The 18,313-nt window shown below is 33.1% G+C and carries 16 protein-coding genes and 1 tRNA gene; 12 read left to right on the top strand and 5 right to left on the bottom strand.

All coding sequences use genetic code 11. The features are described 5' to 3' along the window. Positions 1-233: 233 nt before the first annotated feature. The 4 genes from rnr to GMC_RS0106735 all read left to right on the top strand — a co-directional run bounded on the left by rnr (position 234) and on the right by GMC_RS0106735 (position 3,959). The gene (gene rnr, locus GMC_RS0106750; RefSeq protein WP_010521422.1) at positions 234-2,453 is read left to right on the top strand and encodes a ribonuclease R; all 2,220 of its coding nucleotides are present in this window, start codon (positions 234-236) and stop codon (positions 2,451-2,453) included. 5 nt (positions 2,454-2,458) lie between these two features. Further along, positions 2,459-3,142 carry a LysE family translocator gene (locus tag GMC_RS0106745; RefSeq protein ID WP_010521421.1) on the top strand — a complete coding sequence of 228 codons (684 nt, stop codon included), beginning with the start codon at positions 2,459-2,461 and terminating at the stop codon, positions 3,140-3,142. A 108-nt stretch (positions 3,143-3,250) separates the two neighbouring features. After that, complete coding sequence (locus tag GMC_RS0106740) at positions 3,251-3,766, top strand: DinB family protein (RefSeq protein WP_010521420.1); 516 nt, start codon at positions 3,251-3,253, stop codon at positions 3,764-3,766. A gap of 122 nt (positions 3,767-3,888) precedes the next feature. Beyond that, positions 3,889-3,959: transfer RNA gene (locus tag GMC_RS0106735), tRNA-Cys, on the top strand. A gap of 15 nt (positions 3,960-3,974) precedes the next feature. On the opposite strand, the gene GMC_RS0106730 is transcribed toward GMC_RS0106735, so the two are convergent. Both GMC_RS0106730 and folB read right to left on the bottom strand, forming a co-directional pair. Then, positions 3,975-4,463 (bottom strand): DinB family protein, encoded by a 489-nt coding sequence (locus GMC_RS0106730; RefSeq protein ID WP_010521419.1) that lies wholly within the window; start codon positions 4,461-4,463, stop codon positions 3,975-3,977. Positions 4,464-4,491: 28 nt separating this feature from the next. Further along, the gene (folB, locus tag GMC_RS0106725) at positions 4,492-4,848 is read right to left on the bottom strand and encodes a dihydroneopterin aldolase (protein ID WP_029489636.1); all 357 of its coding nucleotides are present in this window, start codon (positions 4,846-4,848) and stop codon (positions 4,492-4,494) included. A 274-nt stretch (positions 4,849-5,122) separates the two neighbouring features. On the opposite strand from folB, the gene GMC_RS0106720 reads away from it, so the two are divergent. The 4 genes from GMC_RS0106720 (at position 5,123) to GMC_RS0106705 (ending at position 8,144) form a co-directional block, all read left to right on the top strand. Beyond that, entirely contained in the window at positions 5,123-7,150 is a 2,028-nt protein-coding gene (locus GMC_RS0106720; protein ID WP_010521417.1) for a glutamine--tRNA ligase/YqeY domain fusion protein, read from the top strand. A gap of 61 nt (positions 7,151-7,211) precedes the next feature. Continuing rightward, positions 7,212-7,643 (top strand): GNAT family N-acetyltransferase, encoded by a 432-nt coding sequence (locus GMC_RS0106715; protein ID WP_010521416.1) that lies wholly within the window; start codon positions 7,212-7,214, stop codon positions 7,641-7,643. A 25-nt stretch (positions 7,644-7,668) separates the two neighbouring features. After that, positions 7,669-7,836, top strand: coding sequence for a hypothetical protein (locus GMC_RS21655; protein WP_157998148.1), 168 nt, complete (start codon positions 7,669-7,671; stop codon positions 7,834-7,836). A 47-nt stretch (positions 7,837-7,883) separates the two neighbouring features. Continuing rightward, complete coding sequence (locus tag GMC_RS0106705; protein ID WP_157998147.1) at positions 7,884-8,144, top strand: hypothetical protein; 261 nt, start codon at positions 7,884-7,886, stop codon at positions 8,142-8,144. Positions 8,145-8,294: 150 nt separating this feature from the next. Here the strand turns inward: GMC_RS0106705 and GMC_RS0106700 are convergent, their stop codons facing one another. From GMC_RS0106700 to gltX, 3 genes are all read right to left on the bottom strand, one after another. Beyond that, a complete protein-coding gene (locus tag GMC_RS0106700; RefSeq protein ID WP_010521414.1) occupies positions 8,295-9,269 on the bottom strand; it encodes an SPFH domain-containing protein in 975 nt (324 codons plus the stop codon). A gap of 76 nt (positions 9,270-9,345) precedes the next feature. Next, positions 9,346-9,546 (bottom strand): YqaE/Pmp3 family membrane protein, encoded by a 201-nt coding sequence (locus GMC_RS0106695; protein WP_010521413.1) that lies wholly within the window; start codon positions 9,544-9,546, stop codon positions 9,346-9,348. Positions 9,547-9,548: 2 nt separating this feature from the next. Beyond that, a complete protein-coding gene (gene gltX / locus GMC_RS0106690; protein ID WP_010521412.1) occupies positions 9,549-11,060 on the bottom strand; it encodes a glutamate--tRNA ligase in 1,512 nt (503 codons plus the stop codon). Positions 11,061-11,250: 190 nt separating this feature from the next. On the opposite strand from gltX, the gene GMC_RS0106685 reads away from it, so the two are divergent. From GMC_RS0106685 to GMC_RS0106670, 4 genes are all read left to right on the top strand, one after another. Further along, on the top strand, positions 11,251-14,910 hold the full coding sequence (locus GMC_RS0106685; protein WP_010521411.1) for a synaptonemal complex protein 1: 3,660 nt from the start codon (positions 11,251-11,253) through the stop codon (positions 14,908-14,910). Positions 14,911-14,923: 13 nt separating this feature from the next. Next, positions 14,924-15,346, top strand: a complete 423-nt coding sequence (gene ybeY / locus GMC_RS0106680) for an rRNA maturation RNase YbeY (RefSeq protein ID WP_010521410.1) — start codon at positions 14,924-14,926, stop codon at positions 15,344-15,346. Positions 15,347-15,461: 115 nt separating this feature from the next. Next, positions 15,462-17,333 carry a tRNA uridine-5-carboxymethylaminomethyl(34) synthesis enzyme MnmG gene (mnmG, locus tag GMC_RS0106675; RefSeq protein WP_010521409.1) on the top strand — a complete coding sequence of 624 codons (1,872 nt, stop codon included), beginning with the start codon at positions 15,462-15,464 and terminating at the stop codon, positions 17,331-17,333. A 49-nt stretch (positions 17,334-17,382) separates the two neighbouring features. Further along, on the top strand, positions 17,383-18,312 hold the full coding sequence (locus GMC_RS0106670; RefSeq protein ID WP_010521408.1) for a tetratricopeptide repeat protein: 930 nt from the start codon (positions 17,383-17,385) through the stop codon (positions 18,310-18,312). Position 18,313: the final 1 nt, after the last annotated feature.

Raw genomic sequence — 18,313 nt, 5'->3', positions numbered from 1 at the left:
AGGAATAAAATAATCTGTATTGCTTTTCAGATAAAATTTTTATGAAAGTGTCCTTGCTTCAAATTATATTTTTTTGATAAGAAATAAATATAGATTAATTGATCGTGTTTTTTTAAAAAAACCTAACTTTCATTTAATGAAATGTTTATACTTACATTTTGTAAGATTTACTTATAAATAATAAAAACTCCAAAGAATAGCTGTATTTTTAGCACAAATCATCACTTAGATACATGGGAAGAAGAAGTAATAGACAAAAGAAACAATCTAAGAGAGTAGAAAATTTACCAGTAAAAATTCTTCAAATTTTGAAGAAAAGTGGAAAAATAGCACTCAATTACAAACAAATTTCAGCCAAACTTAACTTGACAGACGCTAGTAGTCGTAATCAAATCATTAAAAGTTTAGCCAAACTCGCTGCTCAAAAACAAATAAATGAAATTGCTCCCGGTAAATTTTTAATTGAAATTTCCAGTCATACCTACACAGGAATCGTAGATATTACCACAAAAGGACATGCTTATGTAATTGTAGAAGACTTAGAAGAGGATATTTTTATCCCTAAAAATAGTATTAATAAAGCTTTAGATGGAGACGAAGTAGAGGTATATATGTACCGCAGACGCAGACGCGGCAAAAACGAAGGCGAGATTAACAAAGTTTTAAAAAGGAAAAAGACTGAATTTATTGGCGTAATTCAGGTAAACCCCAAATTTGCTTTTGTAAGCATACAAGATCAAAAAGTGTATACAGATTTTTTTATTCCTAAAGATCGGATTAATGGTGCTAAGGACGGTGAATTGGTTTTAGTTACCATGGATGATTGGCCCGAAAAAGCAGACTCACCTTTTGGAACAATTAAAGAAGTTTTAGGTACACCTGGAGAGCACGAAACTGAAATACACGCTATTTTATTACAATACGGTTTGCCCTATGAATTCCCTAAAAAAGTGGAGGATTATGCAAATCAATTAGATACTTCCATCCAAAAAGAAGAAATTGCTAAACGCCGGGACATGCGTAAAACTTTAACATTTACCATTGATCCAAAAGATGCTAAAGATTTTGATGATGCGCTATCGTTTAAAATACTTGAAAATGGAAATTATGAAGTTGGTATTCATATTGCAGATGTATCCCATTACGTAAAACCAGGTACTATTTTAGATGATGAGGCGTATGAAAGAGCAACATCAGTATATCTTGTAGATAGGGTAGTGCCCATGTTGCCTGAAGTATTATCAAACAATGCCTGTTCCTTAAGGCCTCATGAAGAAAAATATACTTTTTCAGCAGTTTTTGAAATTACACCAAATGCCAAAATTGTAAATGAATGGTTTGGACGCACGGTAATCTATTCCGATAGCCGTTTTGCATACGAAGAAGCACAGCAAATAATTGAAACTGGAAAAACAACTATTCCAGCAAACATATCCCTTACGGGAGAAACTTATGAGGCATGTAGTTATGTAGCTCAAGCCATATTAAAGCTAGATGATTTAGCCAAAATTATGCGTAATGCCCGTATGAAGTCTGGTGCATTATCCTTTGATAAAACTGAGGTAAAGTTTAAGTTGGATGAAAATAATGAGCCTATAGGCGTATTTTTTAAAACATCTAAGGATGCCAATAAACTTATTGAAGAGTTTATGTTACTTGCCAACAAAAAAGTGTCTGAGTTTATAGGAAAACAAACGCCTAAAAAAACATTTGTATACCGAATACATGATGAACCCAATGAAGAAAAATTGGTAGCTCTTCAAAATATAGTATCGCAATTTGGTCACAGTTTAAACTTACAAAATAAAAAAACAGTAACCTCCTCTTTAAATAAACTATTGCTTGATGTAAAAGGCCAAAAAGAGCAGAATATGGTGGATACTCTCGCCATTAGAACCATGAGTAAAGCAGTGTATACCACTCAAAATATTGGTCATTACGGTTTGTCATTCGATTATTACTCTCATTTTACATCACCCATAAGGAGGTATCCTGATGTTATGGCACATCGTTTATTACAACATTATTTGGATGGTGGAAAATCAGTAAGTGAGGAGGAGTTTGAAGAAAAATGCAAGCACAGTAGCGAAATGGAAGCCTTGGCTGCAAATGCAGAACGGGATTCAATAAAATTTATGCAAATAAAGTTTATGCAGGATCATAAAAACGAAATTTTTGCTGGTGTTATTTCCGGGGTAACCGAATGGGGAATTTATGTTGAAATTACGGCTAATAAATGTGAGGGAATGATCAGATTACGTGATTTAACCGATGACCATTATACTTTTGTACAAGATAAATACGCTATAGTTGGAAGAAAAACAGGAAAAGAGTACTTACTAGGGGATGTTGTACATGTACGGGTAAAAAATGCCGATTTAATTAAACGCCACTTAGATTTTACGTTAGTAGACCCTAACGAACAAGAGGAATTGGTACATAGTACAAATTAAAAACCATGTATTTAGAAGATTTAAGAGAAGCTATACTCATTGGATTGTTTTTGGCTATCCTACTTGGTCCTGCTTTTTTTGCATTGTTAGAAACTGCGGCCATAAAAGGTTTTAGAGCAGCAATTTCTTTTGATTTTGGAGTTATTTTTGCCGATATCGTTTTTATTGCCATAGCTTATTTAAGTACCAATAAATTACTTGAAAAAATTAAAGATGATCCCTCTTTATTCATTTTTGGTGGGGTACTATTAACAGCTTACGGAACTATTTCTTTAATCAAAGGAAAAAAATCTTTTAATCAACAACGAAATATTGAAGTTGAATTAATAAATAAACACAATTACTTTAAATTATTTTTAAAAGGGTTTCTTTTAAACTTTATCAATATCGGAGTGTTGGGTTTTTGGTTAACGATAATTATTACCATTGGTCCGCAATTAGATATGGATCATAACCGTATTATTTTCTTTTTTAGTACTGTTTTGTTTGTGTACTTATTAGCTGATATTTTAAAAATACTTTTAGCAAAAACACTTAAAAAAAAGCTTACGCCTACACGAATTTATAATTTAAAAAAAATAGTCAGTATCCTAATGATTATTTTTGGTGGGGTACTTTTAAGCAAAGGATTATTTCCTTCAAGTGCCAAAATGATACAAAAACGTATTCAGAAAGTTAAGCCTTACTAAAGTAATTTTTGATGCCTAAATAACTATTTAATTTAGCTTTTATTTTACGGCTAAATTATCGTGTTTTTATATTTTTATGGGTAAATAACAACCACTTAAATTACAAAAATGAAAAAACAAGATTTAGCTTTTATGCCAAAATACTTTGATAGGTATATCAATTTAGTTCCGGATGATGTACACTTACTTGACGAATTAAAAAACACAAGTTCTGTTTTTGAAAATTGCAAAGAGCAGCTAGAACAATATCAGGATTACAAGTATCAGGCAGGGAAGTGGACTCCAAAAGATATTTTACAGCATATTATTGATAATGAAAGAATCCAAACCTATAGGGCATTAGCTTTTTCCCGAAATGATAAAAATGTAATGCCAGGTTATGATCAAAATTTGTATGCTGATCACTCAAATGCTGAAGCAAGATCAATATCAGATTTATTAAAGGAATTTGAATTAGTAAGAGCTTCGAGTATACTACTATTTGAAAATTTTACTGAGGCTATGTTTCATAAAAAAGGATGGTGTTTTGAGTTAGAAATAACACCGTTAGCTATCGGATTTTTAAATATTGGTCATTCACAACATCATTTGAACGTATTAAACGATAAGTATTTCAATAGCTAAATAAAACATGAAAAAGGCATTCATTTATAAACTTGATAGTGAAGCTAAATAGGCACTTAATGCTAAAAATTTATTAAGTTTGTATATAAGTGTAAAAATATAGTATATTTGCGCACTCAATTGGTGTCGTGGCCGAGTGGCTAGGCAGTGGTCTGCAACACCATCTACAGCGGTTCGAATCCGCTCGACACCTCATAAATCTTTCAAGTTAACTTGAAAGATTTTTTTGTTTTTTGATTGCATATAAAAATCCTATTTGTCCAGCGTGGTAAGTATCATGTAGGATAGTACCTTCAATGAGGTGTTCAAAATTATAGGGTTTATTGGGTACAATGACACTAAGGTATGCATCATTTTCTTTACTTTTCAAAATACTAATTAAAGTACGCTGAGTGCCTATTAATTCGTTAATCAATTGTTGCCATGAAGCTTCATCTGTAATGTGAATTGGAGTCCAATCTTGTTCGGAATTCATTTCAATATCAAAATCAGTATTTCCTTGTAGTTTTTCAATAGTAAACACCCTCCAATTAATAATGTGTTTAAGTAAAATAGCAATGGAATTTTTACCGTGCAGGGTTTCGTTAACAACACGGTAATCTATTCTTTTTAATTTAGGTAATAATGCTTCACCAAGCCAGGGATCACCTGCAAAGGAATCAGTTAATTTATGAATAAGTTTGTTTGTTATTTCCACAATTCAAAATTTATATCGCTATTTTTTATTACCTGGTTTTTGAACGTTCAATGGTAACCATTTGGACATCGCCACCAATGGGAGGATTAATTTTTGATACCGCAACTGTGGCTTTTGTTACCAAAATAATTTCCTTAAAAATACGATTCAAAACACGCTCAGCTACGTGTTCCAATAGTTTTGATCGGATCGCCATTTCTTCTTTCACAATTAAATTTAAATGTACATAATCAACTGTATCAGCCAACTCATCACTCTGCGCTGATTTGTTCAAGTTTGCTGTAATTGTTAAATCAACTCTGTAATCAGACCCAATTTTTGATTCTTCAACCAAGCATCCGTGGTTGGAGTGTATTTTGATATTGTGTAGTTTTATGATTCCCATAATGGTGGTATTAAATGTGTATCAAAAATACAAAGTATTGCGTTTGAATTATAAATTATAGGCTAACCATTTGACTTCTTAGGCTAAGCAAGCATGAGATTATTCTATTAACAAAAAGTATCTAGATTATTATGAGCCAATTTAAGGCTTAGGATGAAAGAAAACGCTTTTATCTTTAACTTTAAAAACAACCATAAATCTCAAATATTTGGTAACAATGCATTAAAATCAGCTTACAAAATTTAATAACTTTACACTTTAAATTAAACCCAGTATGTCAGAGCATAAATCACTAAATTTTATAGAGCAGATTATTGAAGAGGATTTAAAAAATGGTTATTCTCAAAATGAATTGCGTTTTCGTTTTCCGCCAGAACCTAATGGTTATTTACACATTGGACATACAAAAGCATTAGGTATCAGTTTTGGTATGGGCGAAAAATACAATGCGCCTGTAAATTTAAGGTTTGATGATACCAATCCAGCTAAAGAGGAACAGGAGTATGTAGATGCCATAAAACGTGATGTGAAATGGATGGGATATACCTGGGATCAAATATGTTATTCATCAGATTATTTTCAGCAATTGTATGATTGGGCAGTACAACTAATTAAGGACGGTAAAGCCTATGTAGATTCGCAATCTAGCGAGGCAATGGCCGAACAAAAGGGGACACCCACACAACCTGGAGTGGCAAGTCCATACCGGAACCGTTCTGTTGAAGAAAATTTGAGGCTTTTTGAAGCAATGAAAGCCGGTGAATACAATGAAGGTGAGCATATTTTAAGAGCTAAAATTGATATGGAATCACCAAATATGTTAATGCGTGACCCTTTAATGTATCGAATACTTAAAAAAGAGCACCACCGTACTGGAAACGATTGGTGTATTTATCCAATGTATGATTGGACGCATGGTGAAAGCGATTATATCGAAAAAATTACACACTCACTATGTTCCTTAGAGTTTAAACCACACAGAGCGCTTTACGAATGGTTTTTAAATCAAATTGATACTACGCACAGATTACCAAAACAACGTGAATTTGCAAGGCTCAATTTAAATTATACGGTTATGAGTAAACGCAAGTTGTTACAGCTTGTAGAAGAAAAAATAGTTTCGGGATGGGATGATCCCCGCATGCCTACAATTTCAGGTTTGCGTAGGAGAGGGTATACACCTACTGCTATCAGAAACTTTGTTGAAACTGTTGGAGTTGCCAAACGCGAAAATATTATTGAATTGTCATTATTGGAATTTTGCATTCGCGAAGATTTAAATAAAACTGCTATGCGGGTTATGGGAGTACTTGATCCTGTAAAGCTGATAATTACCAATTATACTGTAGGAAAAGAGGAACTACTTGTGGCTGAAAATAATCCAGAAGATTCAAACGCTGGAACGCATGAAGTCCCTTTTTCAAGAGAATTATATATTGAACGCGAAGATTTTAAAGAATCAGCAAACAATAAATACTTTCGTTTAAGTTTAGGTAAGGAGGTACGTTTAAAAAGTGCCTATATTATTAAAGGAGAAACGGTAGTAAAAGATGCTGAAGGTAATATTAATGAAATTCATTGTACTTATGACCCTGACAGTAAATCGGGTAGTGGGAGCGAAGCTTCATTACGAAAAGTAAAAGGGACATTGCATTGGGTTTCTATAAAACACGCTATCCCTGCAGAAATACGCGTTTATGATCGATTATTTACTGATGAAGCACCAGATGCACATAAGGATAAAAGTTTTATGGAATTTGTGAATAAAGATTCTTTAAAAATTGTTCAAGCGTTTGTAGAGCCATATTTAAAAAATGCAACATTGGGAACTCATTTTCAGTTTCAGCGTTTAGGTTACTTTACACTTGATTTAGATACTTCTGCGCAAGCGTTAGTGTTTAATAAAACAGTAGGTTTAAAGGACAGTTGGGCAAAGCATCAACCAAAACCAACCAAACCACAAGCTAATAAACCAACTAATAGTGGGGGAGGTCAACCGAAAAGTGCTATTAGCGAAATTCAAAAATTAGGTAAAAAGTATACCAACCTTCCGGCAGAAAAACAGCTAATTACCAAGGCTAAAATTAAAGAATTAGCAAATGATGTAGCCTATGATGACTTTGCTCCATTGTTTGGAACGGCAAAAAAGAAAGTAGGTACGCGAATAGCAGCACTATTAATTTTAGGTGAATATTTAACAAATAATCCAATAACTGATGCTGCTAAACAATTCATTGATGAGGCTTTGGAGGATAGTAATGAATTATTAGCTGAAGAAGCAAAAGAGTTAAAATTTGATTAAATCAATTTATTTTAAAAGTTATAGTATTTAGTTTGTAAACCACTTTAAATTGCTTAAATCAATGAGTAACGAAACATCAAAAGTTAGATTATTATCTGTAGCTGATATGGATAGGATGCTCCCTTTAGCATTACAATTAGGTGAGTATAAAGAAGATCAAATTCGTACTTACATTAATGAAATGTTTACCTATACTAATTATGTATGTTTTGGTTTTTTTGTATCTGATGAGCTTATCGGATTGACAAGTGGTTGGACCACAACTCGATTTTATTGTGGAAAACAGCTTGAAATTGATAACGTAGTGATTGATGCTGCATATCAATCAAAAGGGTATGGACGTATTTTTGAGTCGGAAATAAAAGAATGGTGTTCTAAAAGAGATTATGATACTATTGAATTAAATTCTTACGTGTTTAATTCACGCTCACATAAATTTTATTTTAATCAAGATTATAAAATAATAGGCTATCATTTTCAGAAGAAATTATAGATATTTCATTAAAATTATTAATCAAATGGAAAGAATATTAGTTTTCAGCTTTTTATTTATAAGCTTTATTATGAGTGCCCAGCAGCGGGTATTATCAATTAATAACGAAAATAAGAATAAAACCATCGAAATAAAGGAGGGTAAGCGTATTCGTGTTAAAACTTTAGATGGAAAAAAAGATCAGGACGTTTAAAGTTTATTGATGACAATACTATAATGGTTAGGGATACTAAAATTTCATTGACTCAAATAAAGAAAATTAAAAAGAATCCTTTATTAATGACGATTCCACTGAGTGCATATTTTGGCACTTATGCTTCATTCACAGGAATTGGTGGAATAATTCTAGTTTCTCAAACACCAATTCTAGCTCCATTATTACTATTTATAATACCTACTAGTGGATTATTAGGATATATAGCAATAAAGCCTCCAAATATATTTAAGGGATATAAGGCTTTAAAAAAATGGAAATATCAAATAAAAAAAAATGATTACTAAATAATCAGTATAAATTTTAATTATTTTAAATAGCTTTTATAAATCAATTTTATTTAATGATTTTTTTAAAGTGAATGAAATATATCAGTATAAAATGAAACCCGCTTAAATCAATGTTTAAACGGGTTTTTTCTTTTTTAAATTAAATTATCAAATTTCAGTGTCAGGGTTGCGTTTCGAACTTGATTTTTTGTTAGTAATTCCTTTGGCCGCATTTTGTACTTTCATCGCTTCACCAATTTGGTTAGAGGCCGTAAATGAAGCTATCATATTATTTAACATATCGCTACCAGCTTGTGGAGAGTTTGGTAATAAAATTAAATTGCTTCCAGTATGTTCGCCAATAGATTGTAACGTATCATAATGTTGAGTAACTACAATTAGGGCAGAGGCTTCTTGGCTATTAATACCAACATTGTTTAATACATCAACAGATTCTTCTAATCCTCGAGCAATCTCTCTACGTTGATCGGCTATACCTTGTCCTTGTAAACGTTTGCTCTCAGCTTCTGCTTTGGCCTTTTCTACAATTAAAATACGTTGCGCGTCACCTTCGTATTGTGCAGCTATTTTTTCACGTTCTGACGCGTTTATACGGTTCATAGCTTCTTTAACTTGCTCATCTGGATCAATATCAGTAACTAAGGTTTTAATAATGTCATAACCATAATCCATCATAGCATCATTGAGTTCACCTTTAACGGCAATGGCAATATCATCTTTACGTTCAAATACATCATCTAATTTCATTTTTGGAACTTCGGCACGAACTACATCAAAAACATAGGAGGTGATTTGATCGTGTGGATAGTCAAGTTTATAAAAGGCATCATATACTTTTTCTTTAATAACCTTAAATTGTACAGATACTTTAAGTTTTACAAACACATCATCTTTAGTTTTAGTTTCAACAATTACATCCAATTGCTGAATTTTTAAACTCAAGCGTCCAGAAATTTTATCAATTAAAGGAATTTTAAAATGTAAACCAGACTGTCGAATGCTATGGAATTTTCCAAAGCGTTCAATAATGGCAGCGGTTTGTTGCTTTACGGTAAATACACCTGCAGCAATAAGTACTACAAATAAAAAAATAATAATGGGTAAAAATGGTATACCAAACATGATAATGGAATTTTAGTTGATACTAATTTAGTTGTTAATAAGATACAAAAAAAGAGGCATTGCCTCTTTTTAATTATCAGGATTTAGATTGTAATTTTCTTTCCAAATCTTTAACTCGATTTTTATTCCGTTTATCCACAAGTGATGCTACTGCCCAAATAGAAGCGGGTATCCAGCCTATAAGTGTTATTTGTAGTAGTAAGCATAAAATACCGGTGAGTATTTTACCGCGTAACATAAAAGATAACCAGGGGAGGAGTACGGCTAATAAAATCATAATTACAAGTTTTTTATAGCATTTTCAAGTCTATTAATAGTCTCATTTCGACCAAGCATAGCAGCAATTTCATACACATCAGGGCCCATAAGAGAACCTACTAAAGCCAAACGTAATGGCATCATTACTTTTCCAAAACCAATCTCCTTACTTGTAATCCAAGCTTTAATTTCTGCAGTAGCATTTGCAGCAGAAAAGTCAGCGATGCTTTTGATCTTTTCAACAAGTTCTTGCATTAATTCGGCAGTACCTTCTTTCCAAGCTTTTTTGGCTGCTTTTTTATCGTATTCGGTAGGCGCTTTAAAAAAGAACTTTCCTAAATCATATAAATCAGCAGGGAAAACGGCACGCTCTTTCAACATGCTCACTATTTTTTCTAGCGGAAGCGATGTAGTAATTCCTTTATCAGTTAAAATAGATTCAAATGCTTTAGCTAAATCTGCATCTGTTTGTTGTTGTAAATATTGTTGTTGGAACCACTTGTTTTTTTCTGGATCAAATTTAGCTCCAGATTTATTCACACGTTTTAAATCAAAATCTTCAATTAATTCTGCTAAGCTAAAAATTTCTTGTTCTGTGCCAGGGTTCCAGCCCAGTAGTGCCAGAAAGTTAACTACCGTTTCCGGATAAAAACCTGCTTCGCGATATCCTGATGATACTTCGTTAGTTTTTGGATCGGTCCAATTTAGGGGGAATACTGGAAAACCTAATTTATCACCGTCACGTTTACTCAATTTTCCTTTCCCTACAGGCTTAAGCAATAAGGATAAATGTGCAAATTTTGGTGCTTTCCAATCAAAAGCTTTGTACAATAGTATATGCAGTGGCATGGATGGTAACCATTCTTCACCACGGATTACATGAGTAATTTCCATTAAATGATCATCAACAATATTGGCTAGGTGATAGGTAGGCATCCCATCACTTTTGAACAATACTTTATCGTCCAAAACATTGGTATTAATGCTAATATCACCACGTATTTCGTCATGCATTTCTAAAGTTTCTCCTTCAGGTGTTTTAAAACGAATTACGTAGGCATCACCAGCTTTAATTTTTGCTTTAGTTTCTTCTGCCGAAAGGCTTAAAGAATTTTCAAGCTTTAAACGATTATGCCAGTTGTAAATAAATGTTTTGCCTTTGGCTTCATGATCTTTTCTGTGGAAATCTAATTCATCGGCAGTATCAAAAGCGTAGTAAGCAGCACCCTTTGCAATTAAATCTTCAGCATATTTACGGTATAGACTTTTACGTTCACTTTGTCGGTAAGGACCAAATTTCTCATTTTTATCAGGACCTTCGTCATAACTTATACCACACCAATCCAAAGCTTCTTTTATATAATTTTCTGCGCCTTCTACAAAACGTGTTTGATCGGTATCCTCAATGCGTAATACAAAAGTACCTTGGTGTTTTTTAGCAAATAGATAATTATATAAAGCAGTACGTAAGCCTCCAATATGTAAAGGTCCAGTGGGACTGGGTGCAAAGCGAACTCTAACAGGTGTTGACATAATTTAATTTTTACGGCAAATATACTATAGTTGTGCTAATTGTTGAGTGATTAATTGATTCAAAAAGTAACCTTATCCGTAGCTCAAAAATTTGTGACATCGGATGTATTTAAGGAGTCATTAGTGCTGTAAAAAGGATATTATAGGTTCTAAGCATAATTATGTAAATTTATACTTCTAATAATTTTGTATGTCGGGTAATTTAAATGTCATTCTTAAAAAGTTAACAAACTTTATTAAGCGCTATTATATTAATGAATTAATTAAAGGAAGTTTACTATTTATAGCCATAGGTTTAGTGTATTTTTTGGTAGTACTATTGCTAGAAAATTTTTTATGGTTTTCCACTCAGGGTAGAAGGATTCTATTTTGGACATTTATTGGAATTGAGCTGTTATTATTTATAAAGTTCATTGGAATTTCCTTGGCAAAACTAGCCAAATTTGGAAACCGAATTTCTAGTATTGAAGCTTCAAAAATTATTGGTGCTCATTTTCCTGAAATCAAAGACCAATTGGTCAATTTATTGCAGCTAAGTTCAAACGATCAAAAATCGGAATTATTGGAAGCCAGTATTGCACAAAAGTCAGCGCAGCTTTCGCCAATACCTTTTAATTTGGCCATTGATTTTAAAAAGAGTTTATCGTATGCAAAGTATGCTTTAATTCCTTTAGTAGTTTTTTTATTAGTTACTGTAGTTAACGGAAAGGATTGGTTTGGAAAAAGTTTAACGCGTGTAGTAAATTACAATACAGCATATGAACCACCGGCACCGTTTCATTTCAAAATTTTAAACGATCGTATTGAAGTTATACAGCAACAAGATTTTATTTTAAATGTAACTACATACGGAAGTATAGTACCTAATCAGGTGGTGATTAATTATGATAATGAAACCTATTTTTTAAAAAAGCAGGCTCACAATAAATTTTCATATACTTTTAAAAATCCTATTCAGAATATTCCTTTTACGCTAAGCTCTGGTGACGAAAGTAGCAGGGAATATCAATTACTTGTCAATGCAGCTCCCAGTATTAATAAATTTCAAATGGTGGTCACTTCACCAAAACATGTTAAGCAAAAAGATAAAATATACGATAATACTGGAAACGCAATTGTGGCTGAAGGCTCAAAAATAAGTTGGTTTGTAGCTTCGTCCAATGCAAGTATCGTTCGATTTTCTACGGAAGAGAAAAAGGAACTTTTTAAAAAAAATACGAATCAGTTCTCTTTTACTAAACAAGTTTACAATGCTACGGATTATCAAATTACTACTTCAAATAAACATGTGGAAGCTTACGAAAAATTGGCATTTGCTATTGATGTAATCAAGGATAAAAATCCTAGTATTTCGGTACAGACTGCTACGGATACCACTAAATTAAATACAAAATTATTTTACGGTCAGTTAGCTGATGATTACGGATTAAAAAGATTAAACGTAGTTTATTTTAAACAAAACGATCCTGAAAACAAACAGCAGTTTGAGCTTCCTATTCAAAAAGGTATTTTCTCAGATTTTACGTATGAATTTCCTAATCAATTAAATTTGGAGGATGCTACCAGTTATTCATTTTACTTTGAAGTTTTTGATAATGATTCCTTCAATGGTTCAAAATCTACTAAGAGTGAAACTTTCAATTACCGTCAATTATCTAAAGTAGAAGCCGAGCAAACCGAGTTTAAAAATGAACAAAATCAACTGGATCAATTTTCAAAATCATTAGATGAGTTTCAAAAATCTGATTTGGATTTGGAAACATTTTCAAAATTGCAAAAACAGCAAAATACCCTTTCGTTTAAAGAAAAGAAAAAGCTATCTGATGTATTAGACAAACAATCTAAACAACAAAAATCCTTAGAAAAGCTTTCTACTAAGTTGAATAAAACTTTGGAAAAGCTGGATAAAAATAAAGATTCCGAAGCCATAAAAGAGCAATTGGAGCGTACCAAAAAAGAACTGGAAAAAAACAAAAAGCTAGTTGATGAAATTAAAAAGGCATTAGAAAAATTGACACCTAAAGAACTTCAGGAAAAGGTTGATGAACTTCAAAAAGAAAATAAGAAGCAAAAAAAGAATTTGAGTCAAGTGCTGGAATTAACTAAGCGTTATTACGTAATTGACAAGCATCAGCGTATTGTTCAAATGTTGGAATTATTATCAGATAAAGAATTGAAATTGGCAGATGCAGTTGACCCTTTAAAGTCACAAAAGCAAGCACAAATTAATAAAGAATGGAAGATTATTCAAGATGAACTAAATGATCTAAGAAGACATAATTTGGAATTGAAAAAGCCCATGAAATTGGACGATGATCCAGCATATGAAGAAACGATTAAAAAAGAACTGGACGGTGCTTTAAATGATTTAGAAAAGAGCAACAATGAAGCTGGAGCAAAAAAACAAAAAACTGCTGCTACTATGCTTAAAAATCTTGCGGATAAAATGTCCACAACCGCAGGTGGTGGAGGTGGAGGTATGGAGCAGTTGGAAGAGGACTTGGAAATGCTTCGACAAATATTAGATAACCTAGTGTTGTTTTCTTTAAATCAAGAGGATAATATGAATGCCTTTGGCAAAAGCACATCAAACGATCCTAACTATTCAGCACACGTACGTAGACAAAATGTATTGCGGGAGCACTTTGAACATATTGATGATAGTTTGTTTGCGATTTCGTCCAGAAACGCTAAGATGGGAATAAAGATAAATGATTTAATATCCGACATTGATTATGACATGTCTTTAGCTTTGGATAAAATAACGGATAATAGAACCAGTCAAGGAGTCACAAGTTTACAATTTGCAGTATCGCATTCCAATGATTTGGCGTTAATATTGTCTAAGTCTTTAATGGAAATGGAGCAACAAACGAAACCCGGAAAGTCAGGCGAAGGGAAAAAGAAGCAAGGATTTCAACTTCCTGATATTATTAAAAAGCAGGAATCGTTAAATAAAGCGATGGAGCAAATGTTACAGTCTCAACAAAAGCAAGCTGGTGATTCCAAAAAAGAGCAGGCTGGTGGCAAAAAAAAGCCAGGAGATAAAGGGGAGCCAGGTGACAAGGGTAAGCAAGGAAAAGAAGGCGATAAAGGAGACCAGGGTGAGAATGGTAAAGAAGGAAAAGATGGTAAATCCGGACAGGATGGAACTGAAGGTGAAAATGGGAAATCTGGCAAAGGTAAAGGAACATCTGGTGAAGGTGAAGGTGAAGGAAGTGAGAAAGGTAAAGGAGGAAAAGATGGAAAGCAAGGTAATAAAGATGGTAAAGGAAAAGATGGAGACAAAAGTGGTAAGGGTGAAAATGGAAAAGATGGAGAAGGGGATAAAGGAGAAGGAAAAGATGGTGAAGGTAAAAATGGAGGCAAAGGCAAAAAAGGTAAAAACGGCAAGGTTTCTGGAGGATCTGGTGATGGAGAATCGGAATCAGAAGATGAATCGGATTACGAGCAAATATTTGAAATTTATAAGCAGCAACAAGATTTACGAAATCAATTGGAAGATAAAATGCGACAGGAGGGAATTACCCCAAATCAACAGCGTATTTTAGATCAAATGGAGCAGGTTGAAGATGAGCTTTTAGAGCAAGGTTTTAGTGAAGAAACTATGAAGCGAATGGTAAATTTAAAGCATCAGTTATTTAAATTAGATAAGGCACAGTTTCAACAAGGAAAGGATAATAATCGAAAGAGTACTACCAACCAAAAAGAGTTTCAATCTAAAGAAAGCACCACTCCTGAGCAGATAAAACAATATTTCAATACAACCGAAATATTAAATAGACAAGTATTACCTTTGCAGCCTGAATTTAAAAAAAGAGTACAAGAGTATTTTATTGATAGCAAGTAATTAAAAGGTTGTAATGATAGACTTTAATTTTAACGAGGTAAGTTTTAATTTTAATGTTGAAAAACATTTAGAATGGTTGCAAGCTGTAATTGCATCGGAGGATAAAACCGTTGGAGAAATCACTTATATTTTTTGCACTGATGATTATTTGTTACAGTTGAATAAACAGTTTTTAAATCATGATACACTTACTGATATAATTACTTTTGATAATTCGATAGGTAGTATCTTAGGCGCTGACATTTTTATTTCAACTGAACGAGTAGCGGATAATGCTCTTGATTTTGAGGTTGAATTTTCCGAAGAATTAAGAAGAGTACTTGTTCATGGCGTACTGCATTTATGCGGCTACAAGGATAAATCAGATGGCGATCAAAAAAAGATGACGCTTAAAGAGGATGAAAAACTGAGTATGTTCCACGTGGAACACAGCTAATTTTTTGTTTAATAGATATGGTGTTCCACGTGGAACATCGTTAGTAATTAATTTAATTGACATCTATTTTTTAGGATGCAAAACACCACGTTCCACGTGGAACAATATAAAAAATATGTTTGGACAAGAGTATGATGTTATTGTAGTAGGAGCTGGTCATGCAGGGAGTGAAGCAGCAGCAGCAGCAGCAAACATGGGTTGTAGCACATTGCTAATTACAATGAATTTACAAAACATAGCCCAAATGAGTTGTAATCCTGCTATGGGAGGTATTGCCAAAGGACAAATAGTAAGAGAGATTGATGCTATTGGCGGTTACAGTGGAATCATTAGTGACCTGTCCGCAATTCAATTTAAAATGTTGAATAAGTCTAAAGGTCCTGCCATGTGGAGTCCACGTGTGCAATCTGACAGAATGCGTTTTGCTGAAGAGTGGCGTTTAAAGTTAGAGGCCACCGAAAATTTGGATTTTTATCAGGAAATGGTGTCTGGATTGCTTGTTGAAAATGGTAAGGTATGTGGTGTAAAAACTACTCTGGGTATCGAAGTTAAAGCAAAATCAGTAGTGCTTACTAATGGTACATTTTTAAATGGCCTAATTCATATTGGCGAAAAACAATTTGGAGGAGGAAGAGCAGGAGAAAGAGCCGCAACCGGGATTACCGAACAGTTGGTTGATTTAGGTTTCGAATCGGGCAGAATGAAAACAGGAACACCTCCGCGAGTGGATGGTCGTTCGTTGGATTTCTCTAAAATGATTGAACAGCCAGGCGACGCTAATCCTGAAAAATTTAGCTATTCAAATGCTACAGCAGTTTTAAAAGAACAGCGTTCATGTCATATGACCTATACTTCAAATTTGGTGCATGATTTGCTTCGCGAAGGCTTTGATCGTTCGCCAATGTTTAACGGGGCAATTAAAAGTTTGGGTCCGCGTTATTGCCCGTCTATTGAAGACAAGATTAATCGTTTTGCCGATAAAGACCGTCATCAATTATTTGTGGAACCCGAAGGGTGGGATACTTGTGAAGTCTACGTAAACGGATTTTCAACCTCCTTACCCGAGGATGTTCAATTTAAAGCGTTACGTTCGGTAGTTGGTTTTGAAAATGTAAAGTTCTTTAGACCTGGTTATGCTATCGAATATGATTATTTTCCGCCTACACAACTAACACATACGTTAGAGACCAAATTGGTTTCAGGGTTGTTTTTTGCAGGGCAAATCAATGGAACTACTGGTTACGAGGAAGCGGCATCACAAGGCTTAATGGCAGGGATTAATGCGGCATTAAAAGTAAAAGAACAAGATCCTTTTATATTAACACGTAGTGAAGCGTATATAGGTGTTTTAATTGATGATTTAATTACAAAAGGAACCGAAGAGCCTTACCGTATGTTTACTTCCAGAGCAGAGTACCGTACATTGCTTAGACAGGACAATGCAGACTTCCGTTTAACACCATTATCGCATAATATAGGACTTGCGTCAGAAGATAGAATGCGCGCTATGGAAGCAAAGCAAACAAAATCTAATGCCTTTATAAGTTTTCTGAAAAAGACAAGTATTTCAGAAAAAGATGCCAATCCTATATTGGAAGAAAAAGGATCTTCTGTAATGAAGCATAGTGATAAAATATTTAAAGTATTGTCACGTCCGCAAATTGCTCTGTCCGATATAAGCCAAGTTGGCATTATAAAAGAGTATATTGAAGAAAATGAATTGAATCAAGAAATTCTTGACCAAGCAGAAATTCAAGTAAAATATTCCGGCTACATTGAAAAGGAAAAAAATAATGCCGATAAACTTTCACGCTTAGAGCATGTAAAAATCCCAGCTGATTTCGATTATAAAAAGTTGAAGTCACTATCATTTGAAGCGGGCGAAAAAATGAGTAAAATACGTCCTGCAACTATTGCACAAGCATCTCGTATTAGTGGAGTATCTCCAAGTGATATTTCGGTATTGTTGGTGTATTTGGGGAGGTAGTAAGATATAAATTACTATATTTAGAGTCCGTTATTAAGTAAATTATACAATGGACAAATTTGATGATAAAAAGAACTTTTCAACTACAAAAGATAATTTTGAAGCTGAATTGAGCTCAAGAGGGATTACCAATTTGGAATTTTCAATTAATGAAAAAAGCAATCCTTCCCAAGAGGATGTAGATAAATATATTGGATATGCAGCTTTTCAAATTGAGCGTGGTAATCTCGATAATGCACTTGATCTATTAGATAGAGCGATTCAATTAGATGATAAGGCAACGCTAGCATATGCAAATAAAGGCACATTGTATTATAAAAAAGGTGAACTGAAAACGGCTGTTGCGTTTTTCGACAAGGCGCTTTCAATTGATGCTACCAATATAAAAATACTTGAATCTAAGATGAATTGTTTATCGGAGATATTACCCGAAGTAGGTGAGCAAGTATTTATAAACGCTGTAAATGATTGTTTGAAAGTAGATCCAAGCAATTTTACTGCTCGGCTTTATAGTATTCAGTTTCATTTGAAAAATAATGATGTGGAAAATTCTTTAAAAGGGCTTAAGTATATTTTAGCTGTTCATTTTAAAGATGATTTGGTCATTGAACTTTTAAACAATACTTTTAGTTTAATTGATGATAATGAAATTGCTTTTAAAGAATACGCTAAATTAGAAGCGGGATTAGATCATAACCAAAAATACCAGTTAACATATTACAAAGGGCTATATTTAAAAGAAAAATGTAATTATGATGAATCAATAAAAGTGTTTAACTATTTAAATGATCTTTATACATACTCTTGGAATTATTATCAAATAGCAATAATTAAGAATCTACAATCTAAAATTGATGAATGCTTATTTTTCTTATGTAAAACATTTGAGCTTGAGCCCGAATTAAAAGAAGATGCCAAAACTTATTTTCAATTAGAAAACTTATGGGATAATTCTGAATTTGTAAAACTAGTTAATTAAA

It is taken from the genome of Aquimarina agarivorans, from assembly GCF_000218485.1.
GTDB lineage: Bacteria > Bacteroidota > Bacteroidia > Flavobacteriales > Flavobacteriaceae > Aquimarina > Aquimarina agarivorans.
This window is presented reverse-complemented; position numbering and strand designations above follow the sequence as displayed.